Below are 17136 nucleotides of genomic sequence, written 5' to 3'. Positions count from 1 at the left end.
GTTCAGCGCCTCTGCCCTTTGATGTTCATGTCGAACTCGACGACGTTGGAATAGATCGGCGTGCCGACATCCATGCCGTAGGGTGATCGGTGGATATTGCCGCGGATGTTGAAGGCGATCGAGCCGCGGTTCCAGTCAAGCAGCGTTACCGAGAAGCGCTCCTTTCGCGACGTGCCGCGCGCCGTCAGCGTTCCCTCGACCGCGGCCGTGTCCGGTCCGGTCTGTTTCACGGTCGTCGAATGGAATGTGACGGTGCTGAAGTTTGCGGTATCGAAGACGGCGCTCGACTTCAGGAAGTCCTCGATCCGCTTTTCGCCGGTTTTCACGCTCTCCGGGTAAAGCGTGAATTCGACCGTCGAATGGCCGACATCATTTCGGTCGATGCGGAAGTTGCCGGAAAACTTGGCGAAATCGCCGACAATTCCGCCGCCGCCCGCTTGCGCAACGGTGAAATGGATACGTGAAGCCGGCGTGATCCCGTAGTTGCCGGCAGCATCGGCAAGGTCCGGCGCGGCTGCCGTGGCGGGCGACGGGATGCTCCCGAGCGCCAGCAGCAACGTGAAGGCAATGGCCTTTGTTGGTGATTGCGAGTGCAGTGTCATGGTTTCTTCCTTCCGGCGATAACCGGATCCGAACCAGCCGCTTGGGAGGAAGCGCGTTGGCGTGATCCGGTCTGAAGCATGCGGACGAGGACGTCGTCGCGGCGTGCGAAGTGATGGTAGAGGGCGGCCAGGACGTGAAGCGCGACGAAGCAGAGCAGGAGGTAGGCGAGCGTCATATGGACGAGCGTCCAGAGGTCTTCGGCCGCTTCCGATTTCGCCATCGGCAGGTGGGGGATGACGATCCAGTTGAAATAGAAGCTCGGTATGTTCAGCGTCGATGTCGAGGCCACCGCCCAGCCGGCAAGCGGAACGGCGAGCGCGAGGAGGATGAGCACCACATGGGTGGCGCTGGCTGCACGGCGCTCAAGCGCGTTGAGGCCGGCGGGCGGACGCGGACGAACCTCGACCAGGTGCCAGAGCGCGCGGATTGTCGCCAGACCGAGTGCGGTGAAACCGAGCGACTTGTGCCATTGGTAAAGCGAAAACTGCAGCGCCGGATCGACGGGCGTTCGCCGCATGATGAAGCCGAGGCCGAGTAGGGTGAGGATCAATGCCGCAATCGCCCAGTGAAGGACGATGGTGATCCACCCAAAACCGGCTTTGTCGTTGCGCAGCATGTTCGACCCCATGGTCGCTCGCCCGGCCGCTATTGGCTCGGCGACTGCGGTAAGACTCATGAGTTCGTGCTTTTATTCGCCTAGAATACCATAAAATTGCACTGAGATCTTGTTGATCTCGACAAGCTATGGTCCATTTGCTGGTGGAGGGGACACGGAGGGGTTGTTCCTGGGAGCATGTGGACTGGCGTACATGACAAAGAAGAAAACGACACCAATGAACCCGCACGAGCGGGAAGCCTACGAACACGGCCGCGCGGGCATCCGGCTTGGAACCGAAGGCAACTATGGCGAAGCGGTCGACGCCTGGCGTCTGGCATCCAACATAGCCGATGTCCACCTCGCTTTCACGGACATGTACTATTGGGTCAAGAGCGGCTACGGCGCCGCCCTTTGCGATGCCGGGCACCATCGGGAGAGCATTGCCGTCTCCCTGCTTGCCCGTGAGTGGACGCTCGCGCGGCGCCAGCCACTCTCGTCGCTTTCGATCGCGCGCGCTTATCTGGCGCTCGGCGAAGGCGAGGCGGCAGCACCCTATCTCCGCGAGGTTCACGCCCTGATCGGCGACGCGATCTTCGAGCAGTTCGACGAGGATGCCGAAGCCGACGTTCACGCGGCGATCGCCGGCTTGGAGAACGGGGGCAATCAACCGACGGCCGGCCGCCCGAAGTGAAGGCAGGCGTATAGCCTAGTAACAGCGGTGCCGGAATCTGGCGAGATACCGGCAGTTCTGACTTTGGCGTTTTCTCGCCATGATTTCATTTTATCGCCGATTGCCCCTTTAACGGGTGATTCGAGGTCCGCCGTTCTGGTTCGGGCCCTTTTTTAACATTTTGATTTTTCTAAGGAGTTTCCCATGAGTGAAACCGTATTGCCGTCCGATGCCGAAATCACCCTTCGGCGCATATCAGCCTTGACCGTCTGCGACGTCTGCGAACTCAGCGAGACGCTGAGCGACGAACAGCGCAACATGGTGGCGGACAACGGCACCTCGATCGCCGAGGCGCATTTTTCCGAGAATGCCTGGTTCCGTGCAGTCTACGCCGATGAGACGCTCATTGGCTTCATCATGTTACACGAAGGATCCGACTGGGATGACGGCATCGATTGCCCGGGTGTCTATCTCTGGCGCTTCATGATCGCCCGGCCTTTCCAGGGCAAAGGGTATGGCAAGCAGGCGATTGCCCTTGTCGTGCGCGATCTGAAGGCGCGGGGCCTGCATGAGCTCTACACGAGTTACGGGCAGGGCCCTGGCAGCCCTGAGGGCTTTTACCAAGGCCTCGGCTTCAAGCCGACGGGCGAGTACTATGATGACGAGCTTGAGGCTGTGCTGAAATTCTAAGGGCGCCGGGATACGGGGAAAAAACCTCCCGTGTCTCTCCCAGATGTTCAAGAGTTGGAACATGAGTATTGATCTTCACGAGGCCAATCGCCTCTCGTGGAATGCCGCGACCGTCGCGCACAACAGTCACAAGGGCGACCAGGCCGCTTTCTTCCGCGCCGGCGGCTCCACGCTCTATCCGGAAGAGATCGAGTTGCTGGGCGATATCGCTGGTCTCGACGTCCTCCATCTGCAATGCAATTCCGGCCAGGATAGCCTGAGCCTGGCGCGGCGCGGCGCGAACGTGACCGGCGTCGATATCTCGGACGAGGCGATCGCCTTTGCCACAGGGCTTTCGGCGGAAAGCGGCATCGCAGCCGCCTTCGAGCGGTCCGACCTGTTCGGCTGGTTCGACGACGCCCGCAAGGCCGGCCGCCGGTTCGATCGCGTCTTTGCTTCCTATGGTACCATTTGCTGGCTATCGGACCTCGGTGTCTGGGCGCGTGGCATTGCCGATGTGCTGAAGCCCGGCGGGCGTTTCGCCTTCGTTGAATTCCATCCCTTTGCGATGGTTTTCGATCAGGGCTGGAAGCCACACTACGACTACGCGCCCAAAGACCCGGTCGCGGAAGCGGGCGTCGGTGACTATGTCGCCGACTCGGGCGCAGGCCTTGCCCATGGAGGCTATCAGGAGGGCGTGGTGGGATTCACCAATCCGCACCCGTCCTTCGAGTTCAACTGGGGTATCGCCGATGTTGTGCAGGCACTGATCGACGCCGGGCTCCGGATGGAAGTCCTGAAGGAATACCCCTATGCCAACGGCTGGGTGGCGTTTGAAGGCATGCGCGACCTTGGCGGCGGGCGCATGGCGCCGCCGGCGGCCATGCCGAGCCTGCCGCTGATGTATGCGATTGTGGCCGCCAAGGTCGGGTCGGCGGCGGAAGATCGCGAGAAGGCAGGGCGTCCTTCGTCATGATGCTGGCGACGCGCAACGCCTGACGGCGGGGCAGGGCAACCGGCCCCGCGGCCCATGAATAATCGCCGGCGGTGCTTTTATTTGCCGGCTGCATTTGCTAGGCCGCTTCCGGAGAAAAGTACCCGGAGGAAATAGCATGACGCCCGATATCCGCCCGCTCGTCGCCGGCAACTGGAAGATGAACGGAACCCGCGCTTCGCTCGATCAGATCAAGGCGATGGCCGAAGGGGTCAAGGGCGAACTTTCCGCCAAGGTCGAAACGTTGATCTGCCCGCCGGCGACGTTGCTCTACGTGGCGACGGCGCTTTGCGACGACAGCCCGCTGCTGATCGGCGCGCAGGACTGCCACCAGAAGCAGTCGGGCGCCCACACCGGCGACCTTTCCGCCGAGATGATCGCCGATTGCTTCGGCACCCACGTCATTGTCGGCCATTCCGAGCGCCGCACCGATCATGCCGAAAGCGATGCGCTGGTACGCGCAAAGACGGAAGCGGCCCATTCGGCCGAACTCGTCGCGATCGTCTGCATCGGCGAGACCGGTGATGAGCGCAAGGCCGGCAAGACGCTCGATGTTTTGAAGCGTCAGCTGGCCGAAAGCCTGCCGGATGCAGCAACCGCGGAAAACACCGTGATTGCCTATGAGCCCGTCTGGGCGATTGGCACCGGCCTGACGCCGACGGCTACGGACGTCGAGGAAGCCCACGCCTTCATGCGCAAGGAGCTGGTCGCACGCTTTGCCGACGCCGGCGCCAAGATGCGCATCCTCTATGGCGGCTCGGTCAAGCCGTCCAATGCGAAGGAATTGATGGGCGTTGCCAATGTCGACGGCGCACTGATCGGTGGTGCAAGCTTGAAAGCCGAAGACTTCCTCGCCATCTACCGGGCTTATGAAGAATTGACGGCCTGATCGCCCGGGTTACCGGGCAGGGGCTTTTAATGGCGCACGGCATGGTATAAAGAGGCGCGAAAATTGCGCCCGGCCATGCCGAGTTTGCGCAGGGTTTGATTCGTGTGCCCCAAGGGCAGGACTGGAAGCTGATGCAGACCGTACTACTCGTCATCTATCTCATGGTCGTCGTCGCCCTGATCGGCGTCGTACTCATTCAGCGTTCCGAAGGCGGTGGCCTGGGCATCGGCGGCGGCTCGGGCTTCATGTCCGCGCGCGGCACGGCCAATGCGCTGACCCGCACGACGGCGATCCTTGCCGCGCTCTTCTTCGTCCTGGCGCTCGGCATGGGCATTCTCGCGCGTTACCAGCCGCAGGCGACCGACATCCTCGACCGTATCCCGGGCACCAGCTCGAACGGCGGTGGCGTTCTCAATTCGCTCGGTGGCGGCGCCCCGGCTCCGGCTGGCGGTGCGACTGGACAGCAGCCGGCCACCGGCAACGCCGCTCCGGCCGACAATGGCGTTCCCTCGACGACCGCACCGGCAACGACGGGCGAAGCCCCGGCCGGCGGCGCAACGACCCCGGCGCCCGCCGCTGGCGCCAACAGCAATACGGGATCGCAAGTTCCCAGCGGCCAATAAGGTCGCAATTCTGAAGAACCCGCCGGCGGATGTTTCATCCGCCGGTTTTGTTTTGTGTGAAATCTGCCTCCATCCCAAGACGAAAAGTTCTGGAACATGAATTTTTCGGTGGCGGAATCATTAGTTAAAAGGTATCCGGTGACTCCCATGGCGCGATATGTATTCATCACAGGCGGCGTGGTTTCCTCCCTCGGAAAAGGCATCGCTGCAGCGGCTCTCGGAGCACTGCTGCAGGCGCGTGGCTACCGGGTGAGACTGCGCAAGCTCGACCCCTATCTCAACGTTGACCCGGGCACCATGAGCCCGACCCAGCACGGTGAGGTTTTCGTAACCGACGATGGCGCGGAGACCGATCTCGATCTCGGCCACTATGAACGCTTCACAGGGCGTTCGGCGACGAAGACCGACAACATCACCACGGGCCGAATCTATAAGAACATCATCGACAAGGAACGTCGCGGTGACTATCTCGGCGCAACCGTTCAGGTGATCCCGCACGTTACCAACGAAATCAAGAACTTCGTTACCGAAGGCAACGACGACTACGACTTCGTGCTGTGCGAAATCGGCGGCACCGTCGGCGACATCGAAGCGATGCCGTTCATGGAGGCGATCCGCCAGCTCGGCAACGACCTGCCGCGTGGCACCGCCGTCTACGTCCATCTCACTCTGATGCCCTATATCCCGGCTGCCGGCGAACTGAAGACCAAGCCGACGCAGCATTCCGTCAAGGAACTGCAGGCCCTCGGCATCCACCCTGATATCCTGCTCGTTCGTGCGGACCGCGAAATTCCGGAGGCCGAGCGTCGCAAGCTCTCGCTCTTCTGTAACGTCCGCCAGTCGGCAGTCATCCAGGCGCTCGACGTTGCCTCGATCTACGACGTTCCGATCGCCTACCACAAGGAAGGCCTCGACAACGAAGTGCTGGCAGCCTTCGGCATCGAACCGGCGCCGAAGCCGCGCATGGACGCCTGGGAACGGGTTGCCGATCGCATCCGCACGCCGGAAGGCGAAGTCACGATCGCGATCGTCGGCAAGTACACCGGCCTCAAGGATGCCTACAAGTCGCTGATCGAAGCGCTTTACCATGGTGGCATCGCCAACCGGGTGAAGGTCAAGCTCGAGTGGATCGAATCGGAAGTCTTCGAGAAGGAAGACGCAGCGCCCTACCTTGAAAAGGTACACGGCATCCTCGTTCCCGGCGGTTTCGGCGAACGCGGTTCGGAGGGCAAGATCAACGCGGCGCGCTTTGCCCGCGAGCGCAAGGTGCCGTATTTTGGCATCTGCTTCGGCATGCAGATGGCTGTCGTTGAAGCTGCCCGCAACCTCGCCGGCATCGAGAAGGCGTCCTCCACCGAGTTCGGTCCGACCAAGGAACCGGTCGTTGGTCTGATGACCGAGTGGGTGAAGGGCAACGAACTCGAGAAGCGTTCCGCATCGGGTGATCTCGGTGGCACGATGCGGCTTGGCGCCTATCGCGCATCGTTGAAGGCCGACACCAAGATTGCCGAGATCTACGGTTCGACCGAGATCTTTGAGCGTCACCGCCACCGCTACGAAGTCAACGTTGACTACAAGGATCGGCTTGAGTCCTGCGGTCTGGTGTTTTCGGGCATGTCGCCGGACGGCATCCTGCCGGAGACGGTCGAGTATCCGGATCATCCGTGGTTCATCGGCGTTCAGTACCACCCGGAACTGAAGTCGCGTCCGCTCGATCCGCATCCGCTGTTTGCAAGCTTCATCGAAGCTGCACTGGAACAGTCGCGTCTCGTTTGAGGCGCACAGGAAAGACAAGCAAAAGGCCGGTCGCAAGACCGGCCTTTTTCATTTCTGCCGTTGCGCTGCGGCCGAGCTGCGACGCCCGGAGCCTCTAACTGCGACGGGCGATGTGGTAGCTATAGAGCGTTGCAATTGCGACCGGCAGCAGCAGCGCGGCGATCGTCGCTGCGGCAAGCGTTGGACCGGTGCTCATGACGACGGCCAGCAGTGCCAGGGTGATACCGGCGCAGACCATCAGCAGGCCCGCAAGCCGGTGCGTTGCCCGCCAGTTGGCGTTATCGGCGAGCGTCCACGGCAGCCGAATGCCGGCAAGGCCGTTCGGCTGCGATTTCGGCAGGACGTTGCCGACGACGATCGACAGAAGTCCGAGGCCGAAGGCGATCACGCGCGTCATCGAGAGGTCGACGCCAAGCCCGATCAGCACGATCACAGTTTGAATGGCGGCAAAGAGCGCGAGGATCGCGGGGAGGGTGACTTCGGCGATATGCCGGCCCGCCTGAAGCTCGGCCTGTGGTGCGAACCGACCGACGGCGAACGAGAATGCGGCAAGCACGGCGACCGCCACAGGCGCCAGCGCCAGCGCCCGGTCGCGCGGCCAGAAGGCATCGGCCGTGCCGTCAACACCCCAATGGATGGGAAGCAGCGCCTCGGCGGGGATTGCGAGATAGCCGACGAGCGTCGCGGAAAAAAGTATGCCGCCAGCGACCAGCGCGATCGGGGAACGCAAAAGCAAGGTCATGGTGCTTGATCCCTTGTGCTGAGGAGATCGCCGAGCGCCTCTTCGAGAATGGACATGTTGAGGTGGTAGATGAGGCTCGTGCCGCGCCGCTCGACCGCGACGAGTTCTGCCTCGCGCAGCTTGTTGAAATGCGCGGAAAGCGTCGGCTTGGTCAGGTCGAAATGCTCGGCGAGTTCGCCGGCGCTCATCGGCCCGGCCTTCAACAGTGCCAGGATCTGCCGCCGCACGGGATGAGAAAGCGCTTCGAAAACCCTGTTGATCCGCATCGTCTCCGCTCGCTTGTTGTCTCTATATTTAGACGAATATCTAATTAGAGTCAAAGCGAAATAGTGCCGAACTGCGTCTCAAGCCAGGAAGCGAAAATGCCCAGCGCCGAAGGCGCCGGGCAGCATTGGTTGCGGGAATTGGCTGGTGTCCGTCAGCGCGCCTCCGCCGGGCGGCGCCACTGCGGCACGCGGCCGATGGTGATGAAGCGCAGGATCCATTCGAGCGGGCCATAGGCGAAACGGGCCATCCACCAGTGGCTGACGAAGAGCTGGGCGGCAAAGATCGCAAGCGCGATCAGCACGCTTGCCAAAGGCGCGACCTGGCCGATGAGACCAAGGCCGTAACCATGGAAGATCAGGGCCGCGATCAGCGACTGCAGCAGATAGTTGGACAACGCCATGCGGCCGGCAGGCGCCAGCAGGTTGCGCAGGCTGTGGCCGGTTTCGGATCCGAAGAGCAGCATCATGGCGCCGACATAGGCGCCGGTGAGAAGCGGGCCGGTGGCGAGCCCGATCGAAAGCGCGATGACCGCGATTGGCGATTCGGGCATCTCGACGCTGACATAGGCATAGATGACGGCGCCAGGCAGGCCGATCCAGAGACCGGTACGAACGAGGCGCTGGAACAACGCCGTGTTCTCCTCCGGCCGCGCCAAGGTCTTGCGACGCCCGGCGATCAGGCCGAGCAGGAACATCGCCAGCGCGCACGGCGCTTGCAGCAGGACGAGGATGATCCAGACCGAGTTGAGCTCCGTAAGGTGCTGACCGATGACGGCTTGCCAGTCGCCTTGGAAGGCAATCTCGGCCGCCTCCGCGGCGGAAAGAATGGCAGACCGATCGAGCGGTACCGGATCCAGCGTGATGAGGATGCCGAGTGTGCCCCAGACCACTGCAAGGATAAGGACCAGCCATTTCGCCAGGCGGAAGAGGGCCCCATCGCTGCGGTTTCTGAGCATCAGGAGGACGATGCCAAGCACCGCGTAGGTGGTGAGAATATCGCCATGGAAAAGCAGGACCGCATGGGCAAGCCCGATCAGCCAGAGGCCCATCTGTCGGCGCAGGAGCCTGGGAACGAAGGCCTCGCCGGATTTTTCCGCCGAACGCATCTGCAGGGTGAAGCTGTAGCCGAACAGGAACGAGAAGAGCAGGTAGAATTTCATTTCGAAGAACAGGGCGATCACGAAATGCACGCTGCGATCGAGGATGCCGCCGAAGGCGGGGTCGGAAATTTCCAGCCCGTAGAAGGCGGAGGCGAAGGCCATGATGTTGACAAGGAGGATGCCGAGCAACGCAAAGCCACGCAATGCATCGACGTCGTCGATGCGGTCTGGGGTACTCATTCGTGTTCTCCGTTACGGGAGGCGCTATAAATTTGCGCCGTAACCGATTGAAAAAGTTTGCTTTCATGAGGCAGCGACCATGACCTGATCGCCGCCGATCTTGGTGCGCGCGAGCATTCGTTCATCGTCGACACGCGTGGCATTTAATAAATAGACTAATCAATCTAATAATTGGCATGGACATACGTCAAGAGGGCCGCGCGATGTTGCGGCGGCCTCGTTCATGGTGCGTGAAGCGGGTGTTTAGCCTTTGTAGGGAGCGTTTTGCCGAAGCCAGGCAATCTGGCGACGGGCGCGCAGAAGGGCCGTAAGCACAGCCCCAGTCGAGATCGCAAGGAGCGCGATCCACAGCAGTTCGCCATCGCCGAGCCAGAGGCCTTCGAAGGCGGACACCACGGCGGCCAGCGTCATCGTCGCCATGCGGTGTTGTTTGGCCATCGGGCCGGAGAAGTCGCCCGGCGCGCCATTGGCACGGCCGAGCTCGCGCACGTAGGCGGTCAGCACGCCGAAGGTGGCCGCGGCAAAACCGAGAGCCGGCACGCCGATGGCAAATCCGGCGCCGACGAAGATGAAGATGTCGGCGATGCGATCGGGAAACTCGTTCCAGAAGGGACCATCGGCCTCGCCCTTGCCACCCTCGACGGCGACCATGCCATCGAAAAGGTTGCAGAGCAGGCGCAACTGGCAGAAGAGCGCGGCGGCGATGAACAGGCTCGCCCTTACGCCGTCCTCGCTTTCGCCCGTGAGCCAGAAGGAAAGGCCGGCAAGGGCGGCCGCCAGCATGCTTGCCTGCGAGATCCGGTTTGGCGTGAGGTTCATCGATGCCAGGCGGCGCGCGGTGGCCTGCGCCCAGCGGGTGTTGCGGCTTGCGAGCGGCCTGCGGTCACCGGTCTCGGTCATGTTCGCCTCGGCTGATGGAATAGTTGTAGATGGCGGCGTAGGTGGTCGAAACCGTGAGCGGCAGCGCAATCGTTTTCAGGATCTCGGGCGTGCCGCTGGCGGCATGGATCGCGACCAGAATTGCAGATGAGCCAAGGCACGCGAAGAGCGGTGGCAGAACCAGGCGCCTTGCGCCGCGGAACCGCCTGGAAAGCGCATCGATCGCCGTTTTGAGGTAGAGGGTAAGCAGCGCCGAAAGCGTTCCCTGGACGAGGCCGGCAACAAGCGGCTTGGGCATGGGGTGATGGCCGTTGGCGAAAAGCGCCCAGCCGCCCATGGCGAAAAAGGCGAAGGCCACATGTACGAAGCCGCTTGATGCCAGCCCCTTCAGTTTCGCGCTCATGTCAGCGACCACCAGTAGCGCGTCAGGTGGAAGAAGATCGGCGCGGAGAAGACAACGGAATCGAGCCGGTCGATCAGCCCGCCATGGCCTTCGATCAGATGGCCCCAGTCCTTGACGCCGCGGTCCCGCTTGATCGCCGACATGACGAGCCCGCCGAAGAATCCCATCAGGGTTATGATGAGCGACATCAACGCGGCTTGTGCCGGGGTGAACGGGGTAATCCACCAGAGCGAGGCGCCGATCAGCGTTGCGCTCGCAACGCCGCCGACGAAACCCTCGACCGTTTTCGACGGCGAAAGCGTTGGCGCGATCTTGGTTTTGCCGAAGAGCTTGCCCCAGACATATTGCAGCACGTCGCTCGACTGAACGACGATGACGAGGAAGGCGATGAGAAGCACGTTGCGTCCCTCATAGCCCGGGATCTGCAGCGTTAGCAGCGCCGGCACATGCGAGGCGCAGAAGACGCAGATCATCAGCGCCCATTGCACCTCGGAGATCCGGACCAGGAAGTCGCGCGTGTCGCCGCGAAGAACCGCGACGATCGGCATCAGCAAGAAGGCGTAGACCGGCACGAAGATCGAATAGATGCCGTATTGCTCGGCCCACAGCAGGAAGTAGTTGATCGGCAGGACGACGAAGAAGGCGCCCGCGATCGCCCAGTGGTCGCCGCGCCGCGTGTTGATGAGCGTGATGAACTCGCGCAGCGCCGCAAACGAGCAGAAGGCAAAGAGCAGGAGCACGCCGACCCGTCCGGCAACGAAGGCGATGGCGATCAGCACTACCATTGCCCACCACGCCTTGATGCGGGCGTTGAGGTTCTCGATCGAGCCGTTCGACCCGTCAGGCGACAGCTTCTGCTTGAGCATGTAGCCGACGCTTGACGCCAGCACGAGAACGCCGCCGACGCCGAAGAGCAGCTTGAGCATGTCCAGGCTGGCCGCGCTCATGCGCCGTCATCCGTCGATGAAGGCGCGAGCGAAAGCAGGGCGGTCTCGGCGCGAGCGATGAACTCTTCCTTCGTCTCCTGCGCCTTGAGGCGCATCGGTTCGCCGAAATTGACGGTGCAGATGAGCGGGATCGGCACGAACTCCCCCTTGGGCATGACGCGGTTGAGATTGTTGATCCAGACGGGAACCAGCGCCACGTCCGGGCGCTTGCAGGCGAGGTGATAGAGCCCGCTCTTGAACGGCAGCAGTCGCGCTTCGGTCTGGTTGCGCGTTCCCTCGGGAAAGAGAATGAGCGACGATCCGTCGTTGAGCACGGCCGTCATCTGCTCGACCGGGTCCTGCGTGCGCGCATCCGGGTCGCGCTCGATCAGCACCGCGTCGAAGACGTCGCGGCCGATGAAGGTCGAAAGCTTCGATTTCAGCCAGTATTCGGCACCTGCGACCGGCCGCGCGCGTTCCCTGAGCCAGGGCGGCAAGACCGCCCAGATCAGCACGAAATCGCCGTGGCTGGAGTGGTTGGCGAAATAGATGCTCTGCTTCGGCGGCAGGCCGGTCTCATGCCAGATGGCGCGCGCCGCCGTCAGCGCCCGCGCAAACATCATGATGGCGATGGAAGCCAGCTTGGCCATCATCTCGCGCATCATGTGGTTTTGTGCCCGGTTGGGAGCCGAGTCAGTGTGCCGAAGCGCCCCTTGGCGTGACTCGGCCGTGCCCGGATGCGTTTCTTGCCTTGCGACTCAATAATCAAATGCTGCCCCTCAGCCTGCTGCCCGGCATAACTCCAGGCTGCAATGACGAATTTTACGCAATTGTGACGGCTTCTCAAGCGGTTGAAATCATGCGCAACATGATAACGCGCAGACCATGCCGGATATTCGTTCGCCGACACCATGACGGAGAAACCATTGCGGCGGCACGTCGCAGCCGTTGGCCTCCGTTCGCGTTGACCATCCGCAACTTAGCCGCTAGCTTGCGGCTTCCAGTAAGGGGAGCGTCGTCCAATGCGCCAGTAATGCCCGGTGAAAACCGAATCGCCTCAACTTCGCTTGCGAAGAAGATGGACGATGGCATTGCTGCGATCCGCATCGACGGACGAACGCTAGGGCATTTCTGCCTGCGATCTCCATTCGCCTTCGTGAGCGGTCACATCAGGACAAGTTCCAGGGACCGAACATGCAAGACATTTCCTCCTCCAATCTCGATATCATCGATCACAATCGCCAGGCGTGGGACAGGCAGGCAAGCCAGGACTGCGAATGGTCCCGCCCGGTCACACGCGAGATGATCGCCGACGCCCGCAAAGGGCAGTGGCAGGCGCGGCTGACGCCCGGCGATCTGCCTGAGGGCTGGTTGCCCGACGTCAAGGGCAAGAAGATCCTCTGCCTGGCGTCCGCCGGCGGGCAGCAGGCGCCGACCCTGGCCGCCGCCGGTGCGGACGTTACGGTCTTCGACCTCTCCGAGGGACAGCTCGAACAGGATCGGCGCGTCGCCGAACGCGAAGGGCTGTCGCTTTTGACCGTGCAGGGCGACATGCGGGACCTCGCGACCTTTGCGGACGAAACCTTCGACATCGTCTTTCATCCGATCTCGAACCTCTATGTTCCCGACCTCCAGCCGGTCTGGCGGGAGTGCCACCGGGTGCTGAAGACCGGCGGTCGGCTGCTTTCGAGCTTCTACAATCCGATCGTTTTCGTCGGCGACCGCGATCCGGCCCATGCGGAAAAGGGCCTTATCCGCCCGGCTTACCGGCTCCCCTTTGCCGAGGTGGAGCATCTCGCGCCCGATGTCGTGCAGGCCAAGGTCGATCGGGGCGAGGCCCTGGTCTTCGGACACAGCCTTTCTGCGCAGATCGAGGGGCAGCTGAAGGTCGGTTTCCTGTTGGCCGGCTTTCACGAGGATTGGCAGCCGTCGGCTCGTTTCCTGATCGACAGGTTCGTGCCGACCTTCATCGCCACCTTTGCCATCAAGAGCGATCTTCATCCCTGATGCGGCAGGCCCGGCGCTCTGTTCGGGCCCGCAAGCTCGCACGCAACGAGGGCAGTCGCAGCGGCCGGAAGGCGCTGCGGTTGCCGATCCCGGCTTCCGCACCGCCTTTTTACCTCGCGTTACTGTTACGTACTCGCCAACGCATCGGTTTCGTACTTTCCTGTCGTCAGCGAAACTGGAAAGGGGTCAATCCATATGCGCTTCATCGCTTTGTTATTCGTGCCTTTGGCGGTTGCCGTGCTGGGGCTTTCGGGTTGTGCCTCGACGTCCTCGACCAATACATCCTACACGCAGCCCCAGACGTTCGCCCCCGGTCTCGGTGCGGGGAACACGGCGAACGCCACGACGGCGCCGGGCTACTACTGACCTTCCGGCGGTTCGTCTCCCGCTGACAGGCATAATCCGCGGCGGGCGCAGCCGGCCGCGGACGGCTCACTTTGCGGCAACGGCCCGAACCCGGATGGCCGATCCGGCCCCTGGCGGTGACCCGGCTTGCATTCGCCGGCCAAAAGTTGCAAACAGCGGCGAACCATCAGGGAACACGCCATGAGCCTCTCCAAGCGCACCACCCGCCCGCTCGATCACCTCGTGCTGCCGGTGGATACGCTTACCCAGGCGCGGCGTCGGCTTTCCAATCTCGGCTTCACCGTCGCCGACGATGCCCGCCATCCCTTCGGCACCGAAAATGCCTGCGTCTTCTTTGCCGACGGCACCTATCTCGAACCGCTAGCCATAGCGTCCCGCGAGGAGTGCGAAGCGGCGGCACTCGACGGCAACGCCTTTGTGGCGCGTGATCAGGCGTTTCGTTTCCGCCAGGGACCGGAAGGCCTCTCGGCGCTGGTCTTCGGCACCGAGGATGCGGCGAGCGACCATATCCGCTTTCGGGCGCGGGGCATCTCCGGCGGTGACATGCTGGAGTTTTCCCGGCCGATGAAGCTGCCCGATGGCCGCGAAGGACTGGGCTCGTTCCGTCTTGCCTTTGCGGCCGACCTGCGCGCGCCGGATCTCTTTCTTTTCAGCTGTCAGCGCGTTCGCGCACTCCCCACCGATCGGGCGGCGCTGGAGCGACACGACAACGGCGTGATCGGCATAAGCGAAGTGGTGCTGTCGGAAGCCAATCCGACTGATTTCCAGTATCTGCTGCAGGAAGCGGTCGATGAGCGCGAGGTTTCGGCGCATTCCTTCGGCATGGATGTCGCGACCACCAACGCCAAGATCTCGGTGCTGAACGCCGCCGGCATGGAAGCCTTCTTCGGTCGCTCGGTGCGCGGTGCCGAACGGGGCCTTCGCGGACGGGCGGTCGTCTTCCGTGTTGCCGATCTCGAGGCAACGCGGGCGCTCTTTGCCGAGAACGATATCGAATTTGCAGAAATGGGCGGGCGCCTCATTGTCCCCGAAATGCCGGGGCAAGGGGTGATCTTCGCGTTTGGAGCTTGATGATGAAAACCAATGCCAGAGTCGTTGTCGGTGAGGGCGCCCGTCAGGTCGCCTTCGCACAGACCGAGAAGTTGTCGCTGATCGCAGGCCCCTGCCAGATGGAGAGCCGTGAACACGCCTTCATGATGGCGGGTGCGCTCTCCGAACTCTGCAACAAGCTCGGCCTCGGCCTCGTCTACAAGTCCTCCTTCGACAAGGCCAACCGCACCTCGCTTTCGGGCAAGCGTGGCATCGGTCTCGACAAGGCGATGGAAATCTTCGCCGACCTGAAAAAGGAATTCGGCTTTCCGGTTCTGACCGACGTGCACACCGAAGAGCAGTGCGCGCTTGTCGCCCCGACGGTCGATATCCTGCAGATCCCGGCCTTCCTGTCGCGCCAGACCGATCTTCTGGTCGCCGCCGCCAAGACCGGGCGGGCGATCAACGTCAAGAAGGGCCAGTTCCTGGCGCCCTGGGACATGAAGAACGTGTTGGCGAAGTTCACCGAAAGCGGCAACCCCAATGTCATGCTCTGCGAGCGTGGCGCTTCCTTCGGCTACAACACGCTGGTCTCCGACATGCGCTCGCTGCCGATCATGGCTTCGCTCGGCGCGCCGGTCGTCTTTGATGCGACCCATTCGGTTCAGCAGCCGGGCGGGCAGGGCGGCTCTTCGGGCGGTCAACGAGAATTCGTCGAGACCCTGGCGCGCGCTGCCGTTGCCGTCGGTGTTGCCGGTGTCTTTGTTGAAACCCATGAAGACCCGGACAATGCGCCCTCCGATGGCCCGAACATGGTGCATCTGAAGGACATGCCGAGGCTGCTCGAAAAGCTGCTGGCTTTCGACGCGATCGCCAAGGGCTGAGACCCGCGCGACGCTTCGTGAAATTTTCATGAACCGCAATGGCGCGGTTGTTTTTGCATATTGCGCGCCATTGTAATTTCGAGGCCTTGGCGTATGACAGGCCCCGACCACCCACCGTCCTCAACAGGGAAGAGATCATGACTGCAATCATCGACATCATCGGCCGAGAAATTCTGGACAGCCGCGGCAACCCGACCGTCGAGGTCGACGTGTACCTGGAAGACGGAAGCTTCGGCCGCGCGGCAGTCCCGTCGGGCGCCTCGACCGGTGCCCATGAGGCTGTTGAGCTGCGCGATGGTGGTACGCGTTACCTCGGCAAGGGCGTTGAACGTGCCGTCGAAGCCGTCAACGGCGAGATCTTCGAAGCGATCGGCGGTCTCGATGCCGAGAACCAGATCCAGATCGACAAGACCATGATCGAGCTCGACGGCACGGCGAACAAGTCGCGCCTCGGCGCCAACGCCATTCTCGGCGTTTCGCTTGCCGTTTCCAAGGCTGCCGCCGAAGCTGCCGGCCTGCCGCTCTACCGTTACGTCGGTGGTCCGAACGCCCACGTGCTCCCGGTTCCGATGATGAACATCATCAACGGTGGCGCGCACGCCGACAACCCGATCGACTTCCAGGAGTTCATGATCGTTCCGGTTGGCGCCGACACGATGCGTGATGCGGTTCGCATGGGCTCGGAAGTGTTCCACACGCTGAAGAAGCAGCTTGCAGCCGACGGCCACAACACCAATGTCGGCGACGAAGGCGGCTTCGCGCCGGGTCTCGCCTCTGCTCCGGCAGCGCTCGACTTCATCATGAAGTCGATCGAGAAGGCTGGCTACAAGCCGGGCGAAGACATGTTCATCGCGCTCGATTGCGCCGCAACCGAATTCTTCAAGGACGGCAAGTACGTGCTCGAAGGCGAAGGCCGCACGCTGGAGCCGGGTGCCATGGCTGAATACCTGGCGGAACTCGCCGCCAAGTACCCGATCTTCTCGATCGAAGACGGCATGGCCGAAGACGACTGGGACGGCTGGAAGGCTGTGACCGACCTCATCGGCAACAAGTGCCAGCTCGTCGGCGACGACCTGTTCGTCACCAACTCGGCCCGCCTGCGGGACGGCATCAAGATGGGCGTTGCCAACTCGATCCTCGTCAAGGTCAACCAGATCGGCTCGCTGTCGGAAACGCTCGACGCCGTCGAGACCGCCCACAAGGCGCGCTACACCGCCGTCATGTCGCACCGCTCGGGCGAAACCGAGGACGCGACGATCGCCGATCTCGCGGTTGCCACCAACTGCGGCCAGATCAAGACCGGCTCGCTTGCCCGTTCGGACCGGCTCGCCAAGTACAATCAGCTGATCCGCATCGAAGAGCAGCTCGGCGTGCAGGCCAAGTACGCCGGCCGCTCGATCCTGCGTGGCTGATCGCCGCCTGATTTTTGTCTGAAAACTGAGCCCGCCCACACGGCCCCGTGTGGGCGGGTT

19 protein-coding genes are annotated in these 17136 nt (G+C 62.5%); 10 read left to right on the top strand and 9 right to left on the bottom strand.

The features are described 5' to 3' along the window. Positions 1–2: 2 nt before the first annotated feature. Both BLU15_RS12810 and BLU15_RS12805 read right to left on the bottom strand, forming a co-directional pair. Positions 3–602, bottom strand: a complete 600-nt coding sequence (locus BLU15_RS12810) for a YceI family protein (RefSeq protein ID WP_060516885.1) — start codon at positions 600–602, stop codon at positions 3–5. Further along, positions 599–1219, bottom strand: a complete 621-nt coding sequence (locus tag BLU15_RS12805; protein WP_060517388.1) for a cytochrome b — start codon at positions 1217–1219, stop codon at positions 599–601. Before BLU15_RS12805 ends, BLU15_RS12810 begins: the two co-directional genes overlap by 4 nt. A gap of 193 nt (positions 1220–1412) precedes the next feature. Here BLU15_RS12805 and BLU15_RS12800 point away from each other — a divergent pair, with 193 nt between their 5' ends. The 6 genes from BLU15_RS12800 (at position 1413) to BLU15_RS12775 (ending at position 6822) form a co-directional block, all read left to right on the top strand. Continuing rightward, entirely contained in the window at positions 1413–1892 is a 480-nt protein-coding gene (locus tag BLU15_RS12800; protein ID WP_060539243.1) for a hypothetical protein, read from the top strand. Positions 1893–2075: 183 nt separating this feature from the next. Beyond that, a complete protein-coding gene (locus tag BLU15_RS12795; protein ID WP_060582485.1) occupies positions 2076–2561 on the top strand; it encodes a GNAT family N-acetyltransferase in 486 nt (161 codons plus the stop codon). Positions 2562–2622: 61 nt separating this feature from the next. Continuing rightward, complete coding sequence (locus tag BLU15_RS12790) at positions 2623–3516, top strand: class I SAM-dependent methyltransferase (protein WP_090295804.1); 894 nt, start codon at positions 2623–2625, stop codon at positions 3514–3516. A gap of 136 nt (positions 3517–3652) precedes the next feature. Further along, positions 3653–4423 carry a triose-phosphate isomerase gene (gene tpiA, locus BLU15_RS12785; protein WP_043617974.1) on the top strand — a complete coding sequence of 257 codons (771 nt, stop codon included), beginning with the start codon at positions 3653–3655 and terminating at the stop codon, positions 4421–4423. 131 nt (positions 4424–4554) lie between these two features. After that, complete coding sequence (gene secG, locus BLU15_RS12780; RefSeq protein ID WP_034795875.1) at positions 4555–5046, top strand: preprotein translocase subunit SecG; 492 nt, start codon at positions 4555–4557, stop codon at positions 5044–5046. A gap of 138 nt (positions 5047–5184) precedes the next feature. Beyond that, a complete protein-coding gene (locus BLU15_RS12775) occupies positions 5185–6822 on the top strand; it encodes a CTP synthase (protein WP_082566349.1) in 1638 nt (545 codons plus the stop codon). Positions 6823–6916: 94 nt separating this feature from the next. Here the strand turns inward: BLU15_RS12775 and BLU15_RS12770 are convergent, their stop codons facing one another. The 7 genes from BLU15_RS12770 to BLU15_RS12740 form a co-directional block, all read right to left on the bottom strand. Continuing rightward, a complete protein-coding gene (locus BLU15_RS12770; protein WP_090295734.1) occupies positions 6917–7564 on the bottom strand; it encodes an SdpI family protein in 648 nt (215 codons plus the stop codon). After that, positions 7561–7830, bottom strand: coding sequence for an autorepressor SdpR family transcription factor (locus tag BLU15_RS12765; protein WP_210187440.1), 270 nt, complete (start codon positions 7828–7830; stop codon positions 7561–7563). Before BLU15_RS12765 ends, BLU15_RS12770 begins: the two co-directional genes overlap by 4 nt. Positions 7831–7982: 152 nt before the next feature. Next, positions 7983–9170, bottom strand: a complete 1188-nt coding sequence (locus BLU15_RS12760; protein ID WP_090295731.1) for a DUF418 domain-containing protein — start codon at positions 9168–9170, stop codon at positions 7983–7985. 243 nt (positions 9171–9413) lie between these two features. Beyond that, positions 9414–10070, bottom strand: a complete 657-nt coding sequence (locus tag BLU15_RS12755; protein ID WP_090295728.1) for a CDP-alcohol phosphatidyltransferase family protein — start codon at positions 10068–10070, stop codon at positions 9414–9416. Next, a complete protein-coding gene (locus BLU15_RS12750) occupies positions 10054–10452 on the bottom strand; it encodes a hypothetical protein (RefSeq protein WP_090295726.1) in 399 nt (132 codons plus the stop codon). The genes BLU15_RS12755 and BLU15_RS12750 overlap by 17 nt, the downstream gene beginning before the upstream one ends. Continuing rightward, entirely contained in the window at positions 10449–11399 is a 951-nt protein-coding gene (locus BLU15_RS12745; protein WP_034795857.1) for a phosphatidate cytidylyltransferase, read from the bottom strand. The genes BLU15_RS12750 and BLU15_RS12745 overlap by 4 nt, the downstream gene beginning before the upstream one ends. Beyond that, positions 11396–12040: a lysophospholipid acyltransferase family protein gene (locus BLU15_RS12740; RefSeq protein WP_060582507.1), complete on the bottom strand. Its 645-nt coding sequence runs from the start codon at positions 12038–12040 to the stop codon at positions 11396–11398. Before BLU15_RS12740 ends, BLU15_RS12745 begins: the two co-directional genes overlap by 4 nt. Positions 12041–12572: 532 nt before the next feature. On the opposite strand from BLU15_RS12740, the gene BLU15_RS12735 reads away from it, so the two are divergent. The 4 genes from BLU15_RS12735 to eno all read left to right on the top strand — a co-directional run bounded on the left by BLU15_RS12735 (position 12573) and on the right by eno (position 17076). Then, positions 12573–13385 (top strand): class I SAM-dependent methyltransferase, encoded by an 813-nt coding sequence (locus BLU15_RS12735; RefSeq protein ID WP_090295724.1) that lies wholly within the window; start codon positions 12573–12575, stop codon positions 13383–13385. Positions 13386–13931: 546 nt separating this feature from the next. Continuing rightward, positions 13932–14822 carry a VOC family protein gene (locus tag BLU15_RS12730; protein WP_034795850.1) on the top strand — a complete coding sequence of 297 codons (891 nt, stop codon included), beginning with the start codon at positions 13932–13934 and terminating at the stop codon, positions 14820–14822. After that, entirely contained in the window at positions 14822–15664 is an 843-nt protein-coding gene (gene kdsA / locus BLU15_RS12725; protein ID WP_162731872.1) for a 3-deoxy-8-phosphooctulonate synthase, read from the top strand. The genes BLU15_RS12730 and kdsA overlap by 1 nt, the downstream gene beginning before the upstream one ends. Positions 15665–15801: 137 nt before the next feature. Next, on the top strand, positions 15802–17076 hold the full coding sequence (gene eno / locus BLU15_RS12720; protein ID WP_060516907.1) for a phosphopyruvate hydratase: 1275 nt from the start codon (positions 15802–15804) through the stop codon (positions 17074–17076). Positions 17077–17136: the final 60 nt, after the last annotated feature.

This window comes from Ensifer sp. YR511, from assembly GCF_900103045.1.
GTDB classification, from domain to species: Bacteria; Pseudomonadota; Alphaproteobacteria; order Rhizobiales; family Rhizobiaceae; genus Ensifer; species Ensifer adhaerens.
This window is presented reverse-complemented; position numbering and strand designations above follow the sequence as displayed.

Excerpts from the sequence above, each read along its gene's own strand:
- BLU15_RS12765 (WP_210187440.1), bottom strand. The coding sequence starts at position 7,830 with ATGCGGATCAACAGGGTTTTCGAAGCGCTTTCTCATCCCGTGCGGCGG.
- BLU15_RS12795 (WP_060582485.1), top strand. The coding sequence starts at position 2,076 with ATGAGTGAAACCGTATTGCCGTCCGATGCCGAAATCACCCTTCGGCGC.
- BLU15_RS12790 (WP_090295804.1), top strand. The coding sequence starts at position 2,623 with ATGAGTATTGATCTTCACGAGGCCAATCGCCTCTCGTGGAATGCCGCG.
- BLU15_RS12800 (WP_060539243.1), top strand. The coding sequence starts at position 1,413 with ATGACAAAGAAGAAAACGACACCAATGAACCCGCACGAGCGGGAAGCC.
- BLU15_RS12810 (WP_060516885.1), bottom strand. The coding sequence starts at position 602 with ATGACACTGCACTCGCAATCACCAACAAAGGCCATTGCCTTCACGTTG.
- BLU15_RS12760 (WP_090295731.1), bottom strand. The coding sequence starts at position 9,170 with ATGAGTACCCCAGACCGCATCGACGACGTCGATGCATTGCGTGGCTTT.
- BLU15_RS12745 (WP_034795857.1), bottom strand. The coding sequence starts at position 11,399 with ATGAGCGCGGCCAGCCTGGACATGCTCAAGCTGCTCTTCGGCGTCGGC.
- BLU15_RS12740 (WP_060582507.1), bottom strand. The coding sequence starts at position 12,040 with ATGCGCGAGATGATGGCCAAGCTGGCTTCCATCGCCATCATGATGTTT.
- kdsA (WP_162731872.1), top strand. The coding sequence starts at position 14,822 with ATGATGAAAACCAATGCCAGAGTCGTTGTCGGTGAGGGCGCCCGTCAG.
- BLU15_RS12755 (WP_090295728.1), bottom strand. The coding sequence starts at position 10,070 with ATGACCGAGACCGGTGACCGCAGGCCGCTCGCAAGCCGCAACACCCGC.
- secG (WP_034795875.1), top strand. The coding sequence starts at position 4,555 with ATGCAGACCGTACTACTCGTCATCTATCTCATGGTCGTCGTCGCCCTG.
- tpiA (WP_043617974.1), top strand. The coding sequence starts at position 3,653 with ATGACGCCCGATATCCGCCCGCTCGTCGCCGGCAACTGGAAGATGAAC.
- BLU15_RS12735 (WP_090295724.1), top strand. The coding sequence starts at position 12,573 with ATGCAAGACATTTCCTCCTCCAATCTCGATATCATCGATCACAATCGC.
- BLU15_RS12750 (WP_090295726.1), bottom strand. The coding sequence starts at position 10,452 with ATGAGCGCGAAACTGAAGGGGCTGGCATCAAGCGGCTTCGTACATGTG.
- BLU15_RS12805 (WP_060517388.1), bottom strand. The coding sequence starts at position 1,219 with ATGCTGCGCAACGACAAAGCCGGTTTTGGGTGGATCACCATCGTCCTT.
- BLU15_RS12730 (WP_034795850.1), top strand. The coding sequence starts at position 13,932 with ATGAGCCTCTCCAAGCGCACCACCCGCCCGCTCGATCACCTCGTGCTG.
- eno (WP_060516907.1), top strand. The coding sequence starts at position 15,802 with ATGACTGCAATCATCGACATCATCGGCCGAGAAATTCTGGACAGCCGC.
- BLU15_RS12770 (WP_090295734.1), bottom strand. The coding sequence starts at position 7,564 with ATGACCTTGCTTTTGCGTTCCCCGATCGCGCTGGTCGCTGGCGGCATA.